This is a genomic window from Rhodobacter sp. P1_C2 (genome assembly GCF_056406375.1).
The window spans coordinates 288,874-308,967 of sequence record NZ_JBFUAG010000006.1; the positions used below are offsets into that span (position 1 = coordinate 288,874).

Here is a 20,094-nt window from a genome sequence, read left to right on the forward strand (position 1 = left end):
GTTTGTGGTTCGGGTCGCGGTCAGCCGGTGTCGCCTCCCGCGACGGGCAGAACGGTTCCGGTGATGTAGGATGCCTCGTCCGAGGCCAGGAACAGGATCGGCGCGACCTGTTCCGCGATGGTCGCGTAGCGGTGCATCAAGGCCGATTGCTTCACCTGGTCCACGACCTCGGCCATCCATTGCCGTTCCGCGGCGCTGTCGCCTGCGGCATTGCGCGGGATGCGGCGGGGCGGGGCCTCGGTTCCGCCGGGGGCGGTGGCCACGACGCGGATGTTCTGGCTGGCCACCTCCATCGCCAGCGACTGGGTGATCGCATTGACGCCGCCCTTGGCCGCCGCATAGGGCACCCGGTGGATGCCGCGCGTCGCATTGGAGGAGACGTTGACGATGGTCCCGCCGCCGCGCGCCAGAAGATGCGGCAGGACCGCATGGCAGCCGTACAGCGTCGGCATCAGGGAGCGCCGTATCTCGGCGTCGATCTGGGGCGGCTCGAAGGCGGCAAAGGGGCGCATCCGGATCGCGCCGCCGACATTGTTGATCAGGATGTCGATGCCGCCGAAGGTCTCTGCCGCGTGGCGCATGGCAGAGGCGGCCCCCTCCCAGGTTTCAAGGTCGGCGATGAAACCCGCCGCCTGATGGCCCGCCTCGGCCGCCACATCGGCCACGAAATCGGCGCGGTCGACCAAAAGCACGCGCCCGCCTTCGGCCGCAGCGCGCAGGGCGATTGCGCGGCCGATGCCCTGCGCGGCCCCCGTGACCACCAGCACCTTGCCCGCAAAGCGCCCGGCGAAGATGGGCCCCGTCATGCCGTGGCCTTCAGGGGCGCGTTCGGCGTGAACTTCTCGTAATGGAAGCTGGCGGGCTTGACCTTGTTGTCGTCAAGATAGCGGCGCACCGCATCGACCATCGGCGGCGGCCCGCACAGATAGACCTCGACCCCCGGATCGGCCAGCATCTCACCCGGCATGTGCTGGGTGACCCAGCCCTTGCGTGGATGATCCGATGCGGGGTCCGCCACCACCGTGGCGAAGGTGAAGTTCGCAAGCTTTCTGGCATAGGCGGCGATCTGGTCCAGAAGCACCAGATCCAGATCGCGCGTCACACCATAGATCAGGTGGATCTGGCGACGCGACCCGGCGCGCGCCAGAACCTCCAGCATCGACAGGAAGGGCGCAAGGCCGGTGCCACCCGCGAGGAACAAGAGCGGCCCTTCGCCCTCGCGCAGGTAGAAACTGCCCGACGGGCCGGTCAATGTCAGCGTCTCGCCCGCCTTGGCGCGGGCCAGCCAGGTGCCCATCAGCCCGTCGGGGATCTTCTTGATCAGGAACCCCAGGCCCCGCTCACCCGGCGCCGTGCTGAAAGAGTAGGCGCGATGATCGGCGCTGCCCGGCACGGCGATATTGATATATTGCCCCGGCAGAAAGGCGGGGGCCGCATCGCCATCGGCCACGGTCAGTTCCAGAACCACGGCCGCGTCGTGCTGCGGGGTGATCCCGGCCACGGTGGCCTTGAACTTCTGCTGGCCCGTCTTGCAGGCCACCGAGGTCGTCGGCACGACGATCACGCAGTCGGACGAGGGCACCATCTGGCAGGTCAGGACAAGGCCCTGGGCGGCTTCGACCTCGGTCAGGGCATCCTCGATGTAATCGGCGCCGAGGTCATAGGCCCCGCTTTCGGCGCGGCATTTGCAGGTGCCGCAGACGCCGTCCGAACAGTCCATCGGCAGGTTGATCTTGTTGCGGAAAGCGGCGTCAAGAACCTTCTCCCCTGCCTTGCAATCGACGAAGCGGGTCACCCCGTCCTCGAAGTTCAATGCGATCGTGTAGCACATGCGCGCCTCCTCCTTGCGGTTGTGCGTGGGCTGGCGGTCAGACGTGGTAGACATCGATGACCTGGCGGATGTAGTCGTTCTTCAGGACGATCTTCTTGGCCGCGATGCGCAGCCCGTCCTCCGTCTGGCGCAGGGTCACGAACATGGTGCCGAAGAACTGGTCCGTGACCTTGTAGCGGTGATTGAGCGTGTGGAAGTTGTAGCGCAGGTCCACCTCGGCGCCGCGGGCGGCCAAGACCTCGACGTTCAGCACGGAATGGCCGGTGCGCGGTTCGGGGGTGGAGGCGCCGGACCGTTCGGTCTTGATGCGGAACACCCGATCCTCAAGCCCTTCGCGGTTGGGATAATACATCAGCGAGATTTCCGACTGCGGGTCCTCGGTGGTCTGGTCGTTGTCGTCCCAGGCCGGCATCCAGTAGGTCACGTCCGGCGCATAGCAGGTCAGCCATTCGTCCCATTGCCGGTCGTCCAGAAGGCGCGCCTCGCGGTAGAGGAAGGCGCAGATGGCGTTGTAATCGACGCTTGTGGTGAGTGTGCCGTGATCGAGGCTCATGCGACTTCTCCTGCCTTTTCGGTCATGCCTTCGGCGGCGAGGGCCTGGCGCATCGTCCGGGCCCAATAGCCGTGCTGGCAGACGAAGAGTCCCTCATCCTCGCTGCGGGCGCCGGAGAGGATGGGGTTCAGCCCCATGCGCCGGGCGTTTTCGTCCGGACCATCGACCCACAGGGGGGCTCCGCGTGACATGTCGTTCCACAAGGGCGCGGCATAGGCGGTCTGGCAGGCGCGAAACTCCTCGAGGTCGTCGGAGGTGCCCATGCCCGAGACGTTGAAGAAGTCCTCGTACTGGCGGATGCGGGTGGCGCGGTCCGCGGCGGATTCATTCTTCGGGGCAAAGCAGAAGATGGTGACCTCGGTCTTGTCCACGCCCAGCGGGCGGATGACGCGGATCTGGGTGCTGAACTGGTCCATCAGGAAGACGTTCGGATAGATCCCGAGGTTGCGCGTCTGGTTGACGATGAAGCCGGCCTTGTCCTCGCCCAGACGCGCGGCGATTTCAGCGCGGCGGTTGAAGACGGGGCGGACCTCGGGGTTCTTCGTATGGGTCCAGAGCAGGATATGGCCGTTCTCGAAGCCATAGACGCCGGCGACCGACTTGCTCCAGCTGTTGGCATCCACCGCCTTGGTGCCGGTTTCGCTGCGCCGCTCCATCGTCGTGGCATAGTTCCAGTGGACCGAGCTGACGTGATAGCCGTCGCAGCCGTTTTCCATCTGCAGCTTCCAGTTGCCGTCATAGATGTAGGTCGAATTGCCGCGCAGAACCTCCAGCCCCTCGGGGGCCTGATCGACGATCTGGTCGATGATGACCTTGGTCTCGCCGAGGAAGGCGTCCAGCGTGGCGACACCGGGGTTCAGGCTGCCGAAGAGGAAGCCGCGATAGCTTTCAAAGCGCGCCAGCCGGGTCAGGTCATGTGATCCGCCCTTGTCGAACTGATCGGGATATTGGGTCGTCCTCGCATCCTTGACCTTCAGCAGCTTGCCGGTGTTGGCGAAGGTCCAGCCGTGGAAGGGGCAGGTGAAGCTGCCCTTGTTGCCCTGCTTGCGACGGCACAGCATCGCACCCTTGTGGGCGCAGGCGTTGATGACGGCGTTGAGCGTGCCGGATTTGTCGCGGGTGATGACGATCGGCTGGCGGCCGATCCAGGTGGTGTAATAGTCGTTCACCTCGGGGATCTGGCTTTCATGGGCCAGATAGACCCAGTTGCCTTCGAAGATATGCTTCATCTCCAGCGCGAAGAGATCCTCGTTGGTGAAGATGTCGCGGCGGCAGCGGAACAGACCAGCTTGCCTGTCGTCCTGGACGGCGATGTCGAGCAACTGTGCGAGGTTGCTTGCTTCTTCGATGATCGCGGGCATGAGTTCTCCTCCCCAGGGGAGGCGCGTGTCGCGGCCATGCCCCTGCCAGATAGCGATGATGAAAGATTGAATCGGGGGTCGGGTCTGGCGTTCCGGCGACCCTTCCCTCCAGGAGGGCCGCCGGAAGGCCGTGAGGTCAGGCCGCGGCGCGGCGGCGCTGTTCGTTGATCTGGTTGTCGACGCCATCGACCATGGCGGTCAGGTGGATGTCGAAGACGATCTCGGCGAAGGGGGTGTTGAGATTGTGCTTGTGCATGCTCTCTTCGTCGGTCCGCTCGATGATCTTCGGCACCAGCCCTTCGCGGGTGGCATAGGCGAAGTCGTCGTTGATCAGGGGGTCGCCTTCGATGTTGATCTGGGTGGTCAGCTTGCGATGCCCCTCGGCGCTGATGAAGAAGTGGATATGCGCCGGACGCTGGCCATGGCGGCCAAGGGCGCTCAGCACCTTTTCGGTTGGGCTGCCGGGGGGCACGCCATAGCCGCTGGGCAGGATACTCTGGAATTTGTAACGGCCGTTCTCGTCGGCGATGATCGTGCGGCGCATGTTGAAGTCGGACTGGATGCCGGTCGGGTCGAAGTGCGAATAGAACCCGCGGGTGTCGCAGTGCCAGACCTCGACCTGGGCGCCCGGCAAGGGCTTGCCGTCGGCGCCAAGGACCGTGCCATGCATGATCAGAGTGTGGCCATTGGTGTCGCGGCCATCGTCAAGCCGGGCGAAACCCTGCGAGACCGGGGCGCCTGCCACATAGAGCGGGCCTTCGATGGTGCGCGGCGTCGGGTTTTCGATGCCCAGGGCGGCGTCGATGGCGTCCAGCCTTTCGTCGATGAAATGGTCGATCCCCAGACCGGGCGAGATCAGACCCGCCTGCCCCGCAGCGCCCAGATCGTTCAGCCAGGCGACACCGGCCCAGTATTCGTCGGGGGTGATGTTCAGCTCGTCGATGGCGCGGAAGAGGTCGGACATCAGACGATGCACGATCTCTTTCATGCGCGGGTTGCCGCCGTTGCTGTTCAACCCGCTGAGTTCCTTCAGAAACGCCTGCATGTCGGGGCGGTCGAAAATGGTGACGGTCATGGTTTCTCCTCCTGGATTCGTTTGGAAATTGGGGCGGGCGGCCCTCTTCGGCCCGCGGATCGGTCTTAGCTGTCGTCCTCCCGGATGGCCGAGGGATGACGCAGAAGCGGGGTGACGGCGATCTCCATGAAGGGGAACAGCGGCAGGCCCGACAGGATGTCGTGCAACTCGCTGTTGTCCTTTACGTCAAAGATGCTGACGTTGGCGTAGTGCCCGGCCATCCGCCAGATGTGGCGCCATTTGCCCTGGCGCTGCAGATCCTGCGAATAAGCCTTTTCACGGGCCAATACTTCGGCGCGTTCGTTGGCGGGCAGGTCGCGCGGGATCTTCACGGTCATCGTCACATGAAACAGCATGGCTTAAACCATTCCGGGCAGGCTGATCGTCTTGCGGATGCCGTCGCGGGCGAAGAAGGCCAGGCGGTCCTCGTCCAGCGTCACGCCAAGGCCGGGGCCGGTGGGCACGGTCAGTTCAAATTCGCTGTACTCCAGCGGCTGGGTCAGGATGTCCTCGGTCAGGAGCAGCGGGCCGAAGAGTTCCGTGCCCCATTGCAGGTTGGCAAAGGTCGCGAAGGCATGGGCCGAGATCACCGTGCCCACCGGGCCTTCCAGCATGGTGCCGCCGTAAAGCCCGATCCCGGCCGCATCGGCAATGGCCGCGACCCGCAGCGCGTTGAAGGCACCGCCGCTTTGTTCCAGCTTGACGGCGAAGACATCGGCGCCCTGGACGCGGGCGAGGTCGAAGGCGCTTTCCGGGCCGGTCAGCGCTTCATCGGCCATCAGCGCCACGGGGAAGCGGCGCATCAGGCGGGTCAGGGCGGCGGTCGAAGCGACCGGCTGTTCGACCAGCTCGCAGCCCGCATCGGCCAGCGCGGCCATGCCATAGGCGGCCTCGCCCTCCGACCAGGCCATGTTCACGTCCACCCGCACGGCGCCCCGGTCGCCAAGCGCGGTCTTGATGCCGGCGACATGGGCGATGTCGTCGCGGATCGCGCGCGCACCGATCTTCAGCTTGAAGACGCGGTGGCGGCGCAGATCCAGCATCCGCTCCGCCTCGGCGATGTCGCGGGCGGTGTCGCCCGATGCCAGGGTCCAGGCCACCGGCAGCCGATCGCGCTGCCGCCCGCCCAGAAGCTCGCTGACCGGAAGGCCCAGCCGCTTGCCCTGCGCATCCAGCAGCGCGGTTTCCACGGCGGACTTGGCAAAGCGGTTCTCGCGCACCATCCGGCCAAGGCGCGCCATCAACGCCTGAACCCGCGTCGCATCCTGACCGATCATCACCGGAGCAAACCAGGTGTCGATATTGGTCTTCATGCTTTCGGGGCTTTCGCCGCCATAGGCGAGGCCCCCGATCGTCGTGCATTCGCCAAAGCCGACGATACCGTCGCTGCAATGGATGCGCACCAGGGTCAGCACCTGCCCGGTCATCGTCGTGACCGAAAGCTTGTGGGGGCGGATCGTCGGAAGATCCAGGATCACCGTCTCGACCCGTGTCACGACAGGGGCGGCGGTGGAGAGGGCAGCGAGGGGGACATATGCGTGGTTCATGGCCGGAAGGTGCAGCCGACCCTTGCCATTGGTCCAACACTATTTGGCTTTGAAATCATACCCTCAGGGTATTATGAAGGGAAATACGCGCGGATTCAGCGGCTTTCTGCGCTGCAGAATACCTGAAGAATGCGGGTGTCCACGGGCGTGCAAGGGGGCTGGCGATGGATCTGCGACAGTTGCGGTACTTTGCGGCGGTGGCGCGCGAGCGCAACTTCACCCGCGCGGCGGCGATTCTGCATATCGCGCAACCGCCGCTCAGCCGGCAGATCCAGCTTCTGGAAGAGGAACTGGGCGTGACCCTCATTCTGCGCAAGACCCGCCCGATCACGCTGACCGACGCGGGGCGGCTGTTCTATGAACAGGCCCTGCAGGTGCTGGGGCGGGTCGATCAGATGACCGATGCCACCCGCAGGGTCGGGTTGAACCGCAACAAGGTCCTGTCGATCGGCTTCGTGGCCTCCACCCTTTACGGGGGATTGCCCTCGCTGGTCAGAAAGCTGCGCCAGAACGCCCCCGAACTGGACATCCAGCTGCTGGAGATGCTGTCGATCCAGCAGATTCCGGCCTTGAAGGAAGGGCGGATCGACCTGGGCTTCGGCCGCCTGATCCACGGCGATCCCAATATCTCCTCCACGGTCCTGCGCGAGGAGCGTCTGGTGGCGGCACTGGCGCCGGGTACCGCGCTGGCCGAGGAGGCCGGCAAGCCCTTGCCGCTGGCCGCGCTGTCGGGCCAGAAGATGATCGTTTATCCCAAGGAGCCGCGTCCCAGCTACGCCGACCAGATTCTCAAACTGCTGCAGGATGACGACGTCTATCCGTCCGAGGTGCTGGAGGTGCGCGAGATCCAGACCGCGCTTGGCCTCGTCGCGGCCGATTCCGGCATCTGCATCATTCCCGCCTCGGCCCGGCAGATGCGGTCGGACGTCATGTATCGCCCGATCGAGGGACCGCGCGCCGTCTCTCCGGTCATCCTCAGCCACCGCAAAGGCGACGTGTCGCGCGATCTTGGTCTGGTCAAGCGGTTGATCCGCGAGATGTATGCCGAAAACCCGGCCTGGCTTGAGGCGAGCCACTATCGCGCCGTGGCGGACAAGGGAATTGACGGCGGACCTAGGCGCGATTGACGGGCCGGTCCCGCAGTCCAGCCTGCGTCACCAGCGCAGGTCCAGACTTGACTGGGCCGGTGCCAGAGGCGTCTGAAGCGCTGCCAGAAAGGCGGCTGCGGAGCGCGTTATCTCGGCCCGCTGTTCGGCGGGCATTTTCGACAGGGTCACATAGGGCAGCGACAAGCGCGGGTTGGCTTGCAGGGTGCCCGCGTTCTCGATGAGGAAATTCCAGTACAAGTAGTTGAACGGGCAGGCTTTCGGTCCCAGCTTGACCTTGGGATCGAAGGCGCAGGTCTTGCAGTAGTCCGACATCCGGTCGATATAGGCGCCCGAGGCGGCATAGGGTTTCGACCCCAGACGCCCGCCATCGGCATGCATCACCATGCCATGGACATTCGGCAATTCCACCCATTCGAAGGCATCGGCATAGACCGCCAGATACCATTCCTCGATCTGCGTCGGCGCGATCCCGGCCAGAAGGGCAAAGTTGCCGGTGACCATCAGGCGCTGGATATGGTGGGCATAGGCGTGGCGGCGGGTGGTGCCGATACATTCGGCCATGCAGCGCATATCGGTCTGACCCGTCCAATAAAGCGCAGGCAGATCGCGGGTGGCGTTCAGGTGGTTGGACTGGGCATAGTCGGGCATTTCCGCCCAGTAGATGCCCCGCACGAACTCCCGCCAGCCGAGGATCTGACGGATGAAGCCCTCCACGGCGTTGAGGGGCGCCTCGCCGGCGTGATAGGCGGCTTCGGCACGGGCGCAAACCTCGCGCGCGGTCAGCAGGCCGAGGTTCAGGTAGGGCGCGATCAGGCCGTGATAGAGGAAGTCCTCTCCCGTCTTCATCGCGTCCTGATAATCGCCAAAACCGGGCAGGCAGTCGGTGATGAAATGATCCAGCGCCTGCAGGGCATCTGCGCGGGTCACGGCCCAGCCAAAGGGCTCCAGATCGCCGAAATGGGTGCCAAAGCGGCTGGCGACGAGGGTCAGGACCTCGGCGGTGATGGCATCGGGGGCAAACCTGCGGCGCGCTGGCGGGCGATGGCCCCGCGGCAGGGCCTTGCGGTTTTCGGGGTCAAAGTTCCACTGCCCGCCCTCTGGCCCATCGGTCCGCATCAAAAGCCCGGTGCGGCGGCGCATCTCGCGGTAGAAGAACTCCATCCGGCCGGTCTTGCGCGCCTTGGTCAGGGCTGCGAATTCGGCGCGAGAGCAAAAGAAGCGGTCATCCGCGCGGACCTCCACCGGCGCGCCGGGCTCCCAGGCCTGCATCATCTGCCACGCGCGCCACTCGCTCGGTTCCGTCGCCACGATGGACAGGGGGCGGTGGCGTTGCACGGCCTTGGCAAGCTCGCGGCCAAGGTCCTGTTCGTTGTCGGGGTCCTCCATCCGGACATAATCGACCTGTACCCCTTCCTCCCGCAGGCTTTGTGCGAAATGGCGCATGGCCGACAGGACGAAGGCGATTTTCTGCTTGTGATGCGGCACGTTGCGCGCCTCGGCGGCGGCTTCGACCATCAGGACGACATCCTTTTTCGGGTCAATGTCGCGCAGCGCCGAAAGGTCGCGCGTCAACTGATCGCCAAGGATGAAACGCAGGTGCCGGGTCATTGGGTGGCCCTTTGGCCGGATTTGCCCGCCTTGCGGCAGCGGTCTGAACAATGTGTGACATGGTCCCAATCCCGCTCCCACTTCTTGCGCCAGGCAAAGGGCAGGCCGCAGACCGCGCAGGTCTTGGTCGGAAGTTCGGATTTCTTGCGCATCTTGGGCATCGGGCAGACCTGTTAAGAAAGGTCACGGGAATATGGAGCGGTTTTTGCCCTTGGCCACCCGGCGCGCCCCAAAACAACGACACCGCGCAGATCCTCCGACAATCCGAGTTGGCGCAGCAAGGTCTGGCAGCGTGGTCTGTTTTTCCTCTGATCCGGCGCAATGAAGCAGGGCGTTCTCTTTTGCGGCGATCTTTGGAATTCATAATCACGACAATCCTGCTAGACTTAACTGTGATGAGTCGGATCAGAAGGGACCCGCAGATGACAAGGTGCTACTATCTCTGGAAGGGCATGGGACCTGCCCGCCATGTGACCAAGGCCCGGGGCAGCAATGCGGGCCACATCGACCGCGCCTCTGGCAGCGGTTTTCAGCGCCTGGTCAAGCATGAGTGGGACGGAATGGTCCTGCGCCCGGTGCCCGTCCCTGCCCCGCAAAACAGCCTGGAAAGGGTTGCCCTATGAAACGTGTGTTCCGAAGTTCCAAACCGGGTGTTCCGGACTATGCCGCGCTGCTGCTCTTGGTTGCGGCTTTTCTGGCCGCGACGACCATCGTGGTGATGCCCGAACGGTTCATGTCGCCGCAGGACAGCCTCGCCCTGCAGATCACCAACTGAAGGTCTTTCCCCCCCATGAAAGGAGCCAGTGCCATGATCGACGGACGTTTCGACCCCTATTTCGCAGAGATCTTCGTGGCATCGCGGCAAGCCGATGATCCCGAGGATCAGGTTGTCTTGCGAGCGGCCCTGGCCTTTGCATCGTTTCTGGCCGTTATGGCGGTGCTTTGCCTGACAGTCGCGCGATGACGGGCCTGCCCTCGCGCCGTGTCGGTCAGCCGCGCTGCGCAGGTCAAAGTCCCGACCGGGGAGCAGGCCGGGTCCGGCGCGACGTGAAACGACCCCGCGCCGGTTGCCGTGAAAGGGCGCGCCTCTGCCTCGCTGTAGGTCGGGGATGACCCGCGACATCCGCAAAGACCGGGTGGGCGGCCCCCTCCCCTCCCCCGCCGCGACCTTCCACTTGCGGGCGATCCCGTTCTGCCCGGTCGCACAGCGCGTGATGCTGGCCTTGGCGGCGCGGGGCACGGGCTGGACGGTCGAGGAAATCCCCGGCACCTTCCTGTCGCGTCCCGATCTGCCGCAGCTGACGGTGCAGATCCCGGGCGGGGCTCAAAAGACGTTCGACAAAAGCATCGCCATGATCGAGGCCGTCGAGGCCTTGCATCCGGACCAACCGCTTTATCCCGACGACCCGGCCCTGCGCCGCGCCGAGCGGGCCCTGATGGAGCTTGGTCGCGGCTTGCAGATCCGCCTGTCCGCCGTGACCCATGCGCAGGATTCGGTCGAAAACGACATCGCCATCCACCATCTGCGCCAGCGTCTGATCCTGATCGAACAGAGCCTGACCCAGGTGCCCGAGGTCGTGGCGCGCCCGCTGTCGAACGCGGGTGTGGTGTTTTGCCCGACCTTGTGGCGGATCTTCCTGGTGGATCGCTGGTTCCAGACCTACCTGATGACCGGCCTGCCGGTGCTCAGCCGCTGGGGCCGCGGGTTGATCAGACAGCCAGCCGTGCAGAGCGTGCTGGACGAGGACTCCGAACGCCTCTACCTGGCCCTCCTCCGCCAACGCGGCGCGCCGCTGGTCTCGCAGCTTGATGCCGATCTGTGGCAGCCGATCCTGGGCTTGCGCGGCCCGCATCAGGGCGCCGGGTGAGCCGGGCTGCCTGACCCTCGGCCGCAGGTCCCCGTCGCCCGACCAATGGTCCGCAGGGGGCCGAAGGTCCGGGCGGCAGCACGCATCGGATCACAGCACAATCCACACCCTTGACGCGCAGCCCACGGCAGCGTGCCCTTTCGCCACAAAGAACTGGACGCCTTCCATGACCTCTTCCCCCCGCTTCCGGCAGCACAGCAGCCATTGGGGCACCTTCCGCGCCCGCACCACCGCAGGAAAGCTGGAGCTTGATCCCTTTGCCGACGACCCCGAACCCTCCGCGCTTCTGGCGAATCTGCCGGCGTCCCTGACCCATCCCGCCCGCCTGCGCCGCCCCTTGCTGCGGCGTGGCTGGCTGGAAGATGGTCCCGGACCCGACCACCGCCGCGGCAAGGACAGCTATGTGGAGGTCGATTGGGAAACCGCGCTGGATCTGGCCGCCAAGGAACTGAGGCGCCTCGGCGCCGGACCGGACCTGCCCGAGACCGGCCCGCTGCCCGGGGCGCAGGTCTTCGGCGGCTCTTACGGCTGGGCCTCGGCAGGGCGGTTTCACCACGCCCAAAGCCAACTGCACCGCTTTCTCAACTGTGCCTTCGGGGGCTATGTCGGCAGCGTGAACTCCTATTCCTCGGCGGCGGGAGAGGTGATCCTGTCGCTGGTCTGGGGCAGCCCGCTGAAGCTGACCCGCGACCACCCCTATCTGGAGGAGCTGGCGACGGATACCGAACTGCTGCTCGCCTTTGGCGGCCTGCCCTTGCGCAACACCGCCATCAGCCCGGGCGGCATTTCGCAGCATGTCGCGGGTCAGGCCCTAAGTGCGGCGGCGGACAGGGGATGCCGCTTCGTCTCGATCAGTCCGCTGGCCGATGACTTCGCCGATCTGCCCGGCCTGACCCGCCTTGCCCCGCGTCCCGGCACCGATGTGGCGCTGATGCTGGGCATGGCGCATCATCTGTACAGCACGGGCCAGGTCAACCGCGCCTATCTGGACCGCTATACGCGGGGCTATGACCGCTTTCTGCCCTATCTGACCGGCGCTTCGGATGGTGTGGCAAAGACCCCGGACTGGGCCGCGGCCATCTGCGAGGTTCCGGCCGAAGAGATCGCCGCCCTCGCCGATCTGGCGGCCGGACGCCGCACGCTGATCAACGTCACCTTCTCGCTGCAACGCGCCGAGAATGGCGAGCAGCCGGTCTGGATGGCGCTGACCCTCGCCGCGATGCTGGGTCAGGGAGATTTGCCGGGGGCGGGCTTCTGCTATGGTCTGGGCTCGATCGGCAATATCGGCAAGCCGGCCCTGACGGTGCCGCTTCCCACCCTGCCGCAGGGGCGGAACCGGGTGGGCGATTTCATCCCCGTGGCGCGGATCGCCGAATTGCTGCTGCATCCGGGCAAGGCCTATACCTACAGGGGCGAGACGCGGCGCTATGCCGATATCCGCCTTGTCTATTGGGCGGGCGGCAATCCCTTCCACCATCATCAGGATCTGACCCGTCTGAGCGCGGCTTTCGCGCGCCCCGACACGATCATCCTGCATGACAGCATGGGCACTGCCAGCGCCGCCCATGCCGACATCATCTTCCCCGCCACCATCACCGCCGAGCGTGAGGATATCGGCGCCGGCGGCAACGATCCTTACCTCGTCGCGATGGAGCCGCTTGCCGCGCCTTACGGCGAGGCCCGGGACGACCATGCGATCCTGTCCGATCTGGCCCACCGCCTCGGCGTGGCCGCGCCCTTCACCGAAGGGCTGGATGCGGCAGGCTGGCTCCGCCGCCTTTATGCGCCGACGCAGCAGGCCCTGGCGGCACAGGGGTTGGAGGCGCCGGAGTATGATGCCTTCCGGCAGGGCATGGTGCTTCCCCTGCCCCTGCGCCCCGGCGCGGGAGAGATCCGCCGCTTTCACCTTGACCCCGAAGGCGCCCCGCTGGCCACCCCTTCCGGGCGGATCGAGATTCATTCGGAACAGGTGGCGGCGGCGGGCCTGCCCGGACATCCGGTCTGGCAGCCCCCGGTCGAATGGCTGGGCGCGGCCCTGGCCAGGCGTCACCCGTTCCAGCTGGTCGCCAACCAACCGGCGGGACGCCTGCACAGCCAGCTCGATTTCGGCGCGACCAGCATGGCCGCCAAGCAACAGGGTCGAGAGGTGGCCCGGCTGAACCCGCAGGATGCCGCGCGGCTGGGGATCGCCGCGGGCGATACGATCCGGCTGTGGAATGACCGGGGCGGGGTTCTGGCCGTGGCTGCGCCCTCCGCGGCGGTCCGTCCGGGGGTGATCCAGCTTGCAACCGGGTCCTGGTATGCGCCGGTCGATCTGCCGGGCCTCGGGCCGCATTGCGTGAACGGCAATCCCAATGCGGTGACATCGGACATCGGCGCCTCTGGGTTGAGCCAGGGTTCCGCCGGGCAATTGGCGCTCGTCTCGGTCGAACGTCTGCCCGACGCGCCGCCGGTGGTGCCGCATGAGGTGATTCTTCCTCGGCCTGCTGCGGGAACGCGGTGACGAAGCGGTCGAATCATAATCACGACCGATTTGATCGTTAATAGAATGAAGCTGTCGTCCTGACGAAAACGACGACACGGACAATCCCGTAATTGTCGATCTACAAAATAGACAATACGAACCGGTCCGTCTATCTTTGACCCATCGAAACCGCTTGATGCTTGCGAGGGTTTCGACACCGGGATGGCAGGCCGAAGCCACGGCCTCCCCCGGACAAAAAGCGGGCCAAGAGGAAACACCACGCCAAAGGCCTGAGGGGAACCCCCCTTCAGGCCCCTGAAAAAGCTCAGCCTTTTCGCAAGCTCGGGCCCTTGGGCCTGACGCGTTCCACAGCCCCTCCCGGCCCCGGTTGCACCGGAGGCCCCGCAGACCCTCCCCCTCAGGATGATACCATGACACAGCTTCCCGCCTCCCTTCGCCTGACCCGCCGCAGCCTTCTGGCCGGCTCTGCCGCACTGAGCCTTGCCGCGCTTGGCGGTGCCGCCCTGGCCGAAGAGGCCGGTGGCGACCTTGTCTTCCTGATCGACTCGCTCGGGCCGACCTGGATTCCGAACAATTCTTCGATTTCCAGTTTCCAGGGCCATGTCTGGGGCCATGTGGCCGACAAGCTGGTCTATGTCGACGACAAGGGCGCCGTATCGCCCTGGCTGGCGGAAAGCTGGACGCAGAACGACACGGCCACCGAGTTCACCCTGAAGTTGAAGCCGGGGGTCACCTTCTCGGACGGGTCGGTGCTGGATGCGGCGGCGGTCGTGGCCAATCTGGATATCTGGTACGCAGGGCGGACCGAGGACGGGATCAACCCGATCGGCCTGTTCCCCAAGACCTATGACCATGCCGAGGCGCTTGATCCCGCCACGGTCAAGGTCACCTTCAAGAAGCCGACCCTCGGCTTCATCCCGACCTTGGGCTACCACGGCTCGATCCTGATTTCGCCCAAGACCCTGGCCAGCCCGGCCTCCGAACAGGCCAACCTGTCCAAGACGGTGGCGAGCGGCCCCTATCTGGTGGACAGCTGGAAAGAGGGCGACTTCGTCAAGCTGGTGAAGCGGCCCGATTACAATTGGGGGCCCGCCGCCCTGGGCCAGACCGGCCCGGCGCATCTGGACAGCATCACCTACAAGATCGTAGCGGAATCCTCCTTGCGGGTGGCGGCGGTGCAATCGGGTCAGGCCGATGTGGCCTACAACGCCTCGCCGCAAGAGTTGCAATCGCTGAAGGACGAGGGCTTCACCGTCGCAACCCCGCGCTATCTGGGCTTTGTGAACGGCTGGGCGATCAACACCCGTCTGGCGCCTTTCAACGACCTCAAGGTGCGCCAGGCCCTGCAGGTGGCGATCAACCGGCAAGAGATCATCGACACGGTCTATACCCCCGACTGGCTGCTGCCGACCTCGTTCATCCAAAGCAACGTGCCCGGCGCCACCGACCACAGCGCCGCCCTCGCCCATGACCCGGCCAAGGCCGAGGCGCTGCTGGATGCGGCGGGCTGGGTGAAGGGCGCGGATGGCATCCGGGCCAAGGGCGGCACGAAGTTGAAGATCGTCCTGCATTCCAACCCCTATCTCGCCACCGCGAAAGCCGTGGACGAGCTGATCGCCCAGCAACTCGGCAAGATCGGCTGGCAGGTCGAGATCCGCGCCTATGACGTGGTGACCTTCGGCGAAAAGGTCCGCTATGGCGGCGACAATGTGCCGGCTTACGAGGTCACCCGCAGCTTCATCGACCCCGGCATCGTGGCCGCCATCCTGACCGATGCCAACAAGGGCGAGAACTGGTTTGCCCTGGGCGAAACCGACGCCAGGCTGGTCGATCTGCGCGACAGGATCGCCTCCTCCGCCAGCTTCGAAGCCCGCGCGCCGCTTCTGGACGAATTGCAGGCCTATCTGCTGGATCAGGGCTATTTCATCCCGCGCACCCAGATGGTCCAGCGCATCTATGTGCAATCGCCCGAGGTGAAGGGCGTCGCCTACAACGGCGTGGCCTATGCCAGCTACTACACCGCGACCAAGAGCGCCCGCGCCTGACCGATCCCGGCAGACATCCCCTTCCGACGCAGGAGAGCCCGCATGCGCCATCCCTACCTGTCCTATGCCGCCAAGCGCCTGTTGCAGGCTTTGGTCGCGCTGTTCCTGACCTATGTCTTCACCTTCGTCGTGGTGTCGATCCTGCCGGGGGACCCGATCACCTCGGTCCTGCAGAACCCGCAGAACGGCTTCACCCAGGACGAGATTGCCCGGATCATCGCGGCGCAGGGGCTGGACCGTCCGGTTCTGGTGCAGCTTTGGTCCGCGCTGTCCAGCTTTGTCACCGGGGATCTGGGGCTGTCGATGCGCTCCAGCCGCCCGGTGGCGACGCTGATCGCCGAGGTTTTGCCCTCGACCCTGCACCTGGCCACCTCGGCGCTGGCGGTGGCGCTGGTTCTGGCGGCGGCGATCGCCTATGCCAGCCAGTTCCTGCCGCGCGCCCTTGGTCAGGGCGCGGTGCGCGGCCTGCCCTCGCTGTTCCTATCGGTGCCGAATTTCGTGATCGGGCTGGTGCTGATCCATGTCTTCGGCTTTCAGCTGGGCCTGTTTCGCGTCATCGACCCGGAAAGCGCTCAAGCGACCTTCTTTGCCGCCATCGCGCTTGGCATCCCGATCTCGGCCCAGATCGCGCAGGTTCTGGTCGCCAATATCGACAACGAGGCGCGCCAGGAATATGCCGCCGTCGCCCGCGCCCGCGGGGTGGGGCAGACGCGGCTGTTCTTCCTGCACCTCCTGAAACCCTCTGCCCTGCCGGTCGTCACGGTTCTGGGCCTGACCATCGGCGAGGTTCTGTCCGGCGCCCTGATCACCGAAACCGTCTTTGGCCGCACCGGGATCGGCAGTCTGGTCGAACGTTCGGTGGTCACCCAGGATCTGCCGGTGCTGCAGGCCGTGGTCTCGCTCGCGGCGCTGGTTTTCGTGACCATCAACCTGATCGCCGACCTGATCTACCCGCTGCTCGACCCGCGCGTGAAGCTGCTGGGTGCTGCCCCGGGCACCGCCCCGGCGGCGGGCGGCCTTGCCACCTCCCCCTCTGCCCCGGTGAGCGCATGACCCTCTCCACCTTTCGTTCCCGCTCCGACCCTGTCACCCTCGCCGGTCTGCCGCCGACCGTCGCCCTTGCCTTCGTCTTCCTCGCCGTGGTGGTGGCATGGTCGGTGGCGCCGGGCCTCTTCACCAGCCTTGACCCCGCCATCGGCATCCCGGCGGACAAGCTGCAGGGCCCCAGTTCCGCGCATTGGTTCGGCACCGATCACCTCGGCCGCGATCTGTTCACCCGGGTGGTCTATGGCACCGCCTCCTCGGTCGCCAGCGCGCTGATCGCCGTGGGCATCGGGCTGGTGGCCGGCGGATTGATCGGCCTTCTGGCGGGGTTTCTCGGCGGTTGGGTCGATGTGGCCTTGGCCCGCCTGGTCGATGTGCTGCTGGCAGTGCCGAGCTTTCTTCTGGCCGTCATCGTCGTCACCGCCCTGGGCTTTGACACCACCAATGCCGCCATCGCCACCGGCATCTCTGCCGTCGCGATCTTTGCCCGCGTGATGCGCGCCGAGGTGATCAAGACCCGCGCGGCGGCCTTCGTCGAGGCGGCATTCCTGTCGGGTGGATCGCGCTGGCATATCCTGACGCGCCATGTGCTGCCCAATGCCTCGCGGTCGGTGATCACGCTCGCCGTGCTGCAATTCGGCCTGTCGATCCTGGTGATCGCGAGCCTCGCCTTCCTGGGCTACGGCGACCCGCCCCCCGCCGCGGACTGGGGCCTGCTGATCGCCATCGGCAAGGATTACCTGAAATGGCCCTGGCTGGTCTATGCCCCCGCCCTCGTCACCATCCTCACCGTTCTTTCACTCGACAGGATCAGCAGATGGCTGCGCAAGACCAACTGACCCCGCACCTTCCCTTGCTGCGGGTGGAAAACCTCTCCGTCGCCTATGGCAGGACCGAGGTTGTCCGCGATGTCAGCTTTCAACTCGGCCGCGGCCAGAGCCTTGGGCTGATCGGCGAATCCGGCTCTGGCAAATCGACCATCGCCCGCGCGGTGCTGCGCCTTCTGCCCGGCCTTGGCCACGCGCGGGGCCGGGTCGAGGTTGCCGGGCAAGAGATCCTTTCCCTGCCCGAGCGCCGCTTTCGCGCGCTGCGCGGCCGCACCTTGGGCTTTGTGCCGCAAGACCCCGGCCATGCCCTGAACCCGGTGCGCAGGATCGGCGCGCAGGCGCAAGAGGCGGCGGCGCTTCTGGCCGACACCGCACCGGAGCACCGCAAGGAGCTGATCCTCGACACCTTCGCCAAGGTCGGCCTCGACAACCCGGCGCGGGTCTATGACAGCTATCCGCACCAATTGTCCGGCGGCATGTTGCAGCGCGTGCTGATCGGCCTTGCAATCCTGCCACGCCCGGCGCTGCTGGTGGCGGACGAGCCGACCTCGGCGCTCGATGTGACGATCCAGAAGCGCATCCTCGACCTTCTGTCGCGGCTGCGGGAGGATCTGGACATCAGCCTCTTGCTCATCACCCATGACCTTGCCATCGCGGCAGAGCGGACCGATGCGCTGATCGTGCTGAAGGGCGGCACCGTGCAGGAGGCCGGGCCGACGCCCGCGGTCTTCGCCGCCCCCGCCTCGGCCTATGCGCGCAAGCTGCAGGCCGATGTTCCGGCCCTGAACGCTGACCGTTACGCCAGGCTCCGCGATCCGGGTTTTGCCAAGACCAGCGCTGCGAAGATCGAGGTCGCCGGCATCTCCAAGACCTTCAGCGTCGAGGGGCGCCGTCTGACGGCGGTGGACAATCTGTCCTTCTCGGTTCCGGCGGGCACCACCCATGCCCTGGTCGGCGAATCCGGTTCGGGCAAGACCACGACGATCCGCCTGCTTCTGGGCCTGGAACAGCCCGACCGCGGCAGCATCAAGGTGGCGGGGCATTCGGTCTCGGGCCGCGATCCGGCCAGCCTGCGGCAGGCCTGGCGCCATCTCCAACTGGTCTACCAGAACCCTTTCACCTCGCTCGACCCGACCTGGCGTGTCGAGGCCCTGGTGCGCGAGCCTTTGGACCGCTTCGGCATCGGCACGCGCGAAGAACGTGCCCAAAGGGTGCGCGAGGCCATCGACAGCGTCAGCCTGGACCCGGCGCTCGTGTCGCGCCGCGCCACCGACCTGTCGGGCGGCCAGCGCCAGCGCGTTGCCATCGCCCGGGCGCTGGTCCTAGAGCCCGATGTGATCGTGCTGGACGAGCCGACCTCGGCCCTCGATGTCTCTGTACAGGCCGACATCGTCGAAGTGCTTCTGGCGCTGCAGGCCCGGCTGGGCCTGACCTATGTCTTCGTCTCGCACGACCTCGCCCTGGTCCGACAACTGGCGCATAGCGTTTCGGTCATGCACCGGGGGCGGATCGTCGAACATGGCACGGTCAGCGAGATCTTCGACCGCCCGGTGGAGCCCTATACGCGGGCCCTTCTGGACGCGATCCCCAAGGGCCGTGCCGCCCCGGTGCCCGAGGTGGCGGCATGACGCTGGCAAGACCCATCCCGCAAAGCGGCTTTCGCCGCAAGGCCCGGCTCGGCTTCAACACCCGCGTGGCGTTCAGCGACAGCGAAGGCCCGGCGCAGGGCCTGCGCAACGGCATCGCCCTTTATCAAGGGGCCGAGCGGCTGGGCTATCAATCCGGCTGGTCCTATCAGCGCCATTTCGATCATTACCTGTCCTCGCCCCTGCCCTTCTTTGCCGCCGTGGGCCAGCACACCAGCCGCATCACCCTTGGCTCTGCCGTCATCCCGCTGCGCTATCAGGACCCGATCCTGCTGGCCGAGGCCGCGGCCACCACCGACCTTCTGGTCGGCGAGCGGCTGGAGCTTGCCGTCTCCACCGGCGCCACGGCGGCCTTCGATGCGGTCTTCGGCACCGTCGAAACCGATGCGCGGACCGAGGCCAAGCGGCGGCAGGCCCGCTTTCTGGCCGCCCTGCGCGGCGAGGTGCTGCACCGGGTCGACACCGAGGGTCAGGGCGCGCCGCTGGGCGCCGAACTGCGCGTGACCCCGCATAGCCCGACGCTGCACCGCAGGATCAGACAGGGCGTGTCCAGCCTCGGTTCGGCCATCCACGCCGCCGAACTTGGCCTGCCCCTGACCACCGGCACCGTCCAGCACGGTCAGGCCCCCGGCGAAAGCTTCCCCGAACATCAGGCGCGGATCATCACCACCTACCGCGAGACCTGGGCGCGCCTCTGGGGCACGCCCCCGCCCCCCGTCGCCGTTGCCGCCTCGATCCTGCCCGGCACGACACCGGCGCTGCGAGACACCTACGCCGCCTATGACCACGAACGCCGCACCCAAGGAATCGCCGCCTCGCGCCCCCAAGGCGCTTTGGAGCCAACCGCCCGCACCAACGCCCCCGAAGGCGCGCAGATTTCGCCCGTCCTGCACGGCACGCCCGAGGCGGTGACGACAGCGGTTCTGGCCGACCCCGGCCTCAGCCTTGCCGACGAGCTGATCTTCTTCCTGCCGCCCGGCTTCGACCTCGCACAGAACCTGCGGCTTCTGACTGATCTTGCCGAAACCGTGGCCCCCGCCCTGGGCTGGCAGCCCGCCTGAACCACCGGCGGGCGGCCCCTCGCCCGCGGGAACC

At 66.2% G+C, this 20,094-nt stretch carries 19 protein-coding genes; 10 read left to right on the plus strand and 9 right to left on the minus strand.

The window, feature by feature from the left end; all coding sequences use genetic code 11:
* Positions 1–20: 20 nt before the first annotated feature.
* The 7 genes from benD to AC1DZT_RS12230 all read right to left on the minus strand — a co-directional run bounded on the left by benD (position 21) and on the right by AC1DZT_RS12230 (position 6,367).
* Complete coding sequence (gene benD, locus AC1DZT_RS12200; RefSeq protein WP_478006908.1) at positions 21–806, minus strand: benzoate diol dehydrogenase BenD; 786 nt, start codon at positions 804–806, stop codon at positions 21–23.
* Positions 803–1,831 carry a benzoate 1,2-dioxygenase electron transfer component BenC gene (benC, locus tag AC1DZT_RS12205; RefSeq protein WP_478006909.1) on the minus strand — a complete coding sequence of 343 codons (1,029 nt, stop codon included), beginning with the start codon at positions 1,829–1,831 and terminating at the stop codon, positions 803–805. Before benC ends, benD begins: the two co-directional genes overlap by 4 nt.
* A gap of 37 nt (positions 1,832–1,868) precedes the next feature.
* A complete protein-coding gene (gene benB / locus AC1DZT_RS12210) occupies positions 1,869–2,384 on the minus strand; it encodes a benzoate 1,2-dioxygenase small subunit (RefSeq protein ID WP_478006910.1) in 516 nt (171 codons plus the stop codon).
* The gene (locus AC1DZT_RS12215; RefSeq protein ID WP_478006911.1) at positions 2,381–3,745 is read right to left on the minus strand and encodes an SRPBCC family protein; all 1,365 of its coding nucleotides are present in this window, start codon (positions 3,743–3,745) and stop codon (positions 2,381–2,383) included. Before AC1DZT_RS12215 ends, benB begins: the two co-directional genes overlap by 4 nt.
* Before the next feature lie 136 nt (positions 3,746–3,881).
* Entirely contained in the window at positions 3,882–4,820 is a 939-nt protein-coding gene (catA, locus tag AC1DZT_RS12220) for a catechol 1,2-dioxygenase (RefSeq protein WP_478006912.1), read from the minus strand.
* A gap of 65 nt (positions 4,821–4,885) precedes the next feature.
* A complete protein-coding gene (gene catC / locus AC1DZT_RS12225; RefSeq protein WP_478006913.1) occupies positions 4,886–5,176 on the minus strand; it encodes a muconolactone Delta-isomerase in 291 nt (96 codons plus the stop codon).
* 3 nt (positions 5,177–5,179) lie between these two features.
* Positions 5,180–6,367 carry a muconate/chloromuconate family cycloisomerase gene (locus AC1DZT_RS12230; RefSeq protein WP_478006914.1) on the minus strand — a complete coding sequence of 396 codons (1,188 nt, stop codon included), beginning with the start codon at positions 6,365–6,367 and terminating at the stop codon, positions 5,180–5,182.
* A 164-nt stretch (positions 6,368–6,531) separates the two neighbouring features.
* Here AC1DZT_RS12230 and AC1DZT_RS12235 point away from each other — a divergent pair, with 164 nt between their 5' ends.
* Positions 6,532–7,494, plus strand: coding sequence for a LysR family transcriptional regulator (locus AC1DZT_RS12235; RefSeq protein ID WP_478006915.1), 963 nt, complete (start codon positions 6,532–6,534; stop codon positions 7,492–7,494).
* 27 nt (positions 7,495–7,521) lie between these two features.
* Here AC1DZT_RS12235 and AC1DZT_RS12240 read toward each other — a convergent pair whose 3' ends face one another.
* Positions 7,522–9,084: a cryptochrome/photolyase family protein gene (locus tag AC1DZT_RS12240; RefSeq protein WP_478006916.1), complete on the minus strand. Its 1,563-nt coding sequence runs from the start codon at positions 9,082–9,084 to the stop codon at positions 7,522–7,524.
* On the minus strand, positions 9,081–9,245 hold the full coding sequence (locus AC1DZT_RS12245) for a DUF2256 domain-containing protein (protein ID WP_478006917.1): 165 nt from the start codon (positions 9,243–9,245) through the stop codon (positions 9,081–9,083). Before AC1DZT_RS12245 ends, AC1DZT_RS12240 begins: the two co-directional genes overlap by 4 nt.
* Positions 9,246–9,703: 458 nt before the next feature.
* Here AC1DZT_RS12245 and AC1DZT_RS12250 point away from each other — a divergent pair, with 458 nt between their 5' ends.
* The 9 genes from AC1DZT_RS12250 to AC1DZT_RS12290 all read left to right on the plus strand — a co-directional run bounded on the left by AC1DZT_RS12250 (position 9,704) and on the right by AC1DZT_RS12290 (position 20,060).
* On the plus strand, positions 9,704–9,859 hold the full coding sequence (locus AC1DZT_RS12250) for a hypothetical protein (RefSeq protein ID WP_478006918.1): 156 nt from the start codon (positions 9,704–9,706) through the stop codon (positions 9,857–9,859).
* A gap of 33 nt (positions 9,860–9,892) precedes the next feature.
* Complete coding sequence (locus tag AC1DZT_RS12255; RefSeq protein WP_478006919.1) at positions 9,893–10,048, plus strand: hypothetical protein; 156 nt, start codon at positions 9,893–9,895, stop codon at positions 10,046–10,048.
* A 145-nt stretch (positions 10,049–10,193) separates the two neighbouring features.
* A complete protein-coding gene (locus AC1DZT_RS12260) occupies positions 10,194–10,952 on the plus strand; it encodes a glutathione S-transferase family protein (RefSeq protein WP_478006920.1) in 759 nt (252 codons plus the stop codon).
* A gap of 166 nt (positions 10,953–11,118) precedes the next feature.
* On the plus strand, positions 11,119–13,455 hold the full coding sequence (locus AC1DZT_RS12265) for a molybdopterin-dependent oxidoreductase (protein WP_478006921.1): 2,337 nt from the start codon (positions 11,119–11,121) through the stop codon (positions 13,453–13,455).
* A gap of 392 nt (positions 13,456–13,847) precedes the next feature.
* Complete coding sequence (locus AC1DZT_RS12270; protein ID WP_478006922.1) at positions 13,848–15,482, plus strand: ABC transporter substrate-binding protein; 1,635 nt, start codon at positions 13,848–13,850, stop codon at positions 15,480–15,482.
* A gap of 42 nt (positions 15,483–15,524) precedes the next feature.
* Positions 15,525–16,535 (plus strand): ABC transporter permease, encoded by a 1,011-nt coding sequence (locus AC1DZT_RS12275; RefSeq protein WP_478006923.1) that lies wholly within the window; start codon positions 15,525–15,527, stop codon positions 16,533–16,535.
* Positions 16,532–17,365 carry an ABC transporter permease gene (locus tag AC1DZT_RS12280; RefSeq protein ID WP_478006924.1) on the plus strand — a complete coding sequence of 278 codons (834 nt, stop codon included), beginning with the start codon at positions 16,532–16,534 and terminating at the stop codon, positions 17,363–17,365. Before AC1DZT_RS12275 ends, AC1DZT_RS12280 begins: the two co-directional genes overlap by 4 nt.
* Complete coding sequence (locus tag AC1DZT_RS12285) at positions 17,344–18,981, plus strand: ABC transporter ATP-binding protein (protein WP_478006925.1); 1,638 nt, start codon at positions 17,344–17,346, stop codon at positions 18,979–18,981. The genes AC1DZT_RS12280 and AC1DZT_RS12285 overlap by 22 nt, the downstream gene beginning before the upstream one ends.
* A complete protein-coding gene (locus AC1DZT_RS12290; protein WP_478006926.1) occupies positions 18,978–20,060 on the plus strand; it encodes an LLM class flavin-dependent oxidoreductase in 1,083 nt (360 codons plus the stop codon). The genes AC1DZT_RS12285 and AC1DZT_RS12290 overlap by 4 nt, the downstream gene beginning before the upstream one ends.
* The last annotated feature ends 34 nt before the right edge of the window (positions 20,061–20,094 follow it).

Excerpts from the sequence above, each read along its gene's own strand:
- benC (WP_478006909.1), bottom strand. The coding sequence starts at position 1,831 with ATGTGCTACACGATCGCATTGAACTTCGAGGACGGGGTGACCCGCTTC.
- AC1DZT_RS12270 (WP_478006922.1), top strand. The coding sequence starts at position 13,848 with ATGACACAGCTTCCCGCCTCCCTTCGCCTGACCCGCCGCAGCCTTCTG.
- catC (WP_478006913.1), bottom strand. The coding sequence starts at position 5,176 with ATGCTGTTTCATGTGACGATGACCGTGAAGATCCCGCGCGACCTGCCC.
- AC1DZT_RS12215 (WP_478006911.1), bottom strand. The coding sequence starts at position 3,745 with ATGCCCGCGATCATCGAAGAAGCAAGCAACCTCGCACAGTTGCTCGAC.
- AC1DZT_RS12280 (WP_478006924.1), top strand. The coding sequence starts at position 16,532 with ATGACCCTCTCCACCTTTCGTTCCCGCTCCGACCCTGTCACCCTCGCC.
- catA (WP_478006912.1), bottom strand. The coding sequence starts at position 4,820 with ATGACCGTCACCATTTTCGACCGCCCCGACATGCAGGCGTTTCTGAAG.
- AC1DZT_RS12255 (WP_478006919.1), top strand. The coding sequence starts at position 9,893 with ATGATCGACGGACGTTTCGACCCCTATTTCGCAGAGATCTTCGTGGCA.
- AC1DZT_RS12290 (WP_478006926.1), top strand. The coding sequence starts at position 18,978 with ATGACGCTGGCAAGACCCATCCCGCAAAGCGGCTTTCGCCGCAAGGCC.
- AC1DZT_RS12245 (WP_478006917.1), bottom strand. The coding sequence starts at position 9,245 with ATGCCCAAGATGCGCAAGAAATCCGAACTTCCGACCAAGACCTGCGCG.
- benD (WP_478006908.1), bottom strand. The coding sequence starts at position 806 with ATGACGGGGCCCATCTTCGCCGGGCGCTTTGCGGGCAAGGTGCTGGTG.
- AC1DZT_RS12240 (WP_478006916.1), bottom strand. The coding sequence starts at position 9,084 with ATGACCCGGCACCTGCGTTTCATCCTTGGCGATCAGTTGACGCGCGAC.
- AC1DZT_RS12265 (WP_478006921.1), top strand. The coding sequence starts at position 11,119 with ATGACCTCTTCCCCCCGCTTCCGGCAGCACAGCAGCCATTGGGGCACC.
- AC1DZT_RS12275 (WP_478006923.1), top strand. The coding sequence starts at position 15,525 with ATGCGCCATCCCTACCTGTCCTATGCCGCCAAGCGCCTGTTGCAGGCT.
- AC1DZT_RS12235 (WP_478006915.1), top strand. The coding sequence starts at position 6,532 with ATGGATCTGCGACAGTTGCGGTACTTTGCGGCGGTGGCGCGCGAGCGC.
- benB (WP_478006910.1), bottom strand. The coding sequence starts at position 2,384 with ATGAGCCTCGATCACGGCACACTCACCACAAGCGTCGATTACAACGCC.
- AC1DZT_RS12230 (WP_478006914.1), bottom strand. The coding sequence starts at position 6,367 with ATGAACCACGCATATGTCCCCCTCGCTGCCCTCTCCACCGCCGCCCCT.
- AC1DZT_RS12260 (WP_478006920.1), top strand. The coding sequence starts at position 10,194 with ATGACCCGCGACATCCGCAAAGACCGGGTGGGCGGCCCCCTCCCCTCC.
- AC1DZT_RS12250 (WP_478006918.1), top strand. The coding sequence starts at position 9,704 with ATGAAACGTGTGTTCCGAAGTTCCAAACCGGGTGTTCCGGACTATGCC.
- AC1DZT_RS12285 (WP_478006925.1), top strand. The coding sequence starts at position 17,344 with ATGGCTGCGCAAGACCAACTGACCCCGCACCTTCCCTTGCTGCGGGTG.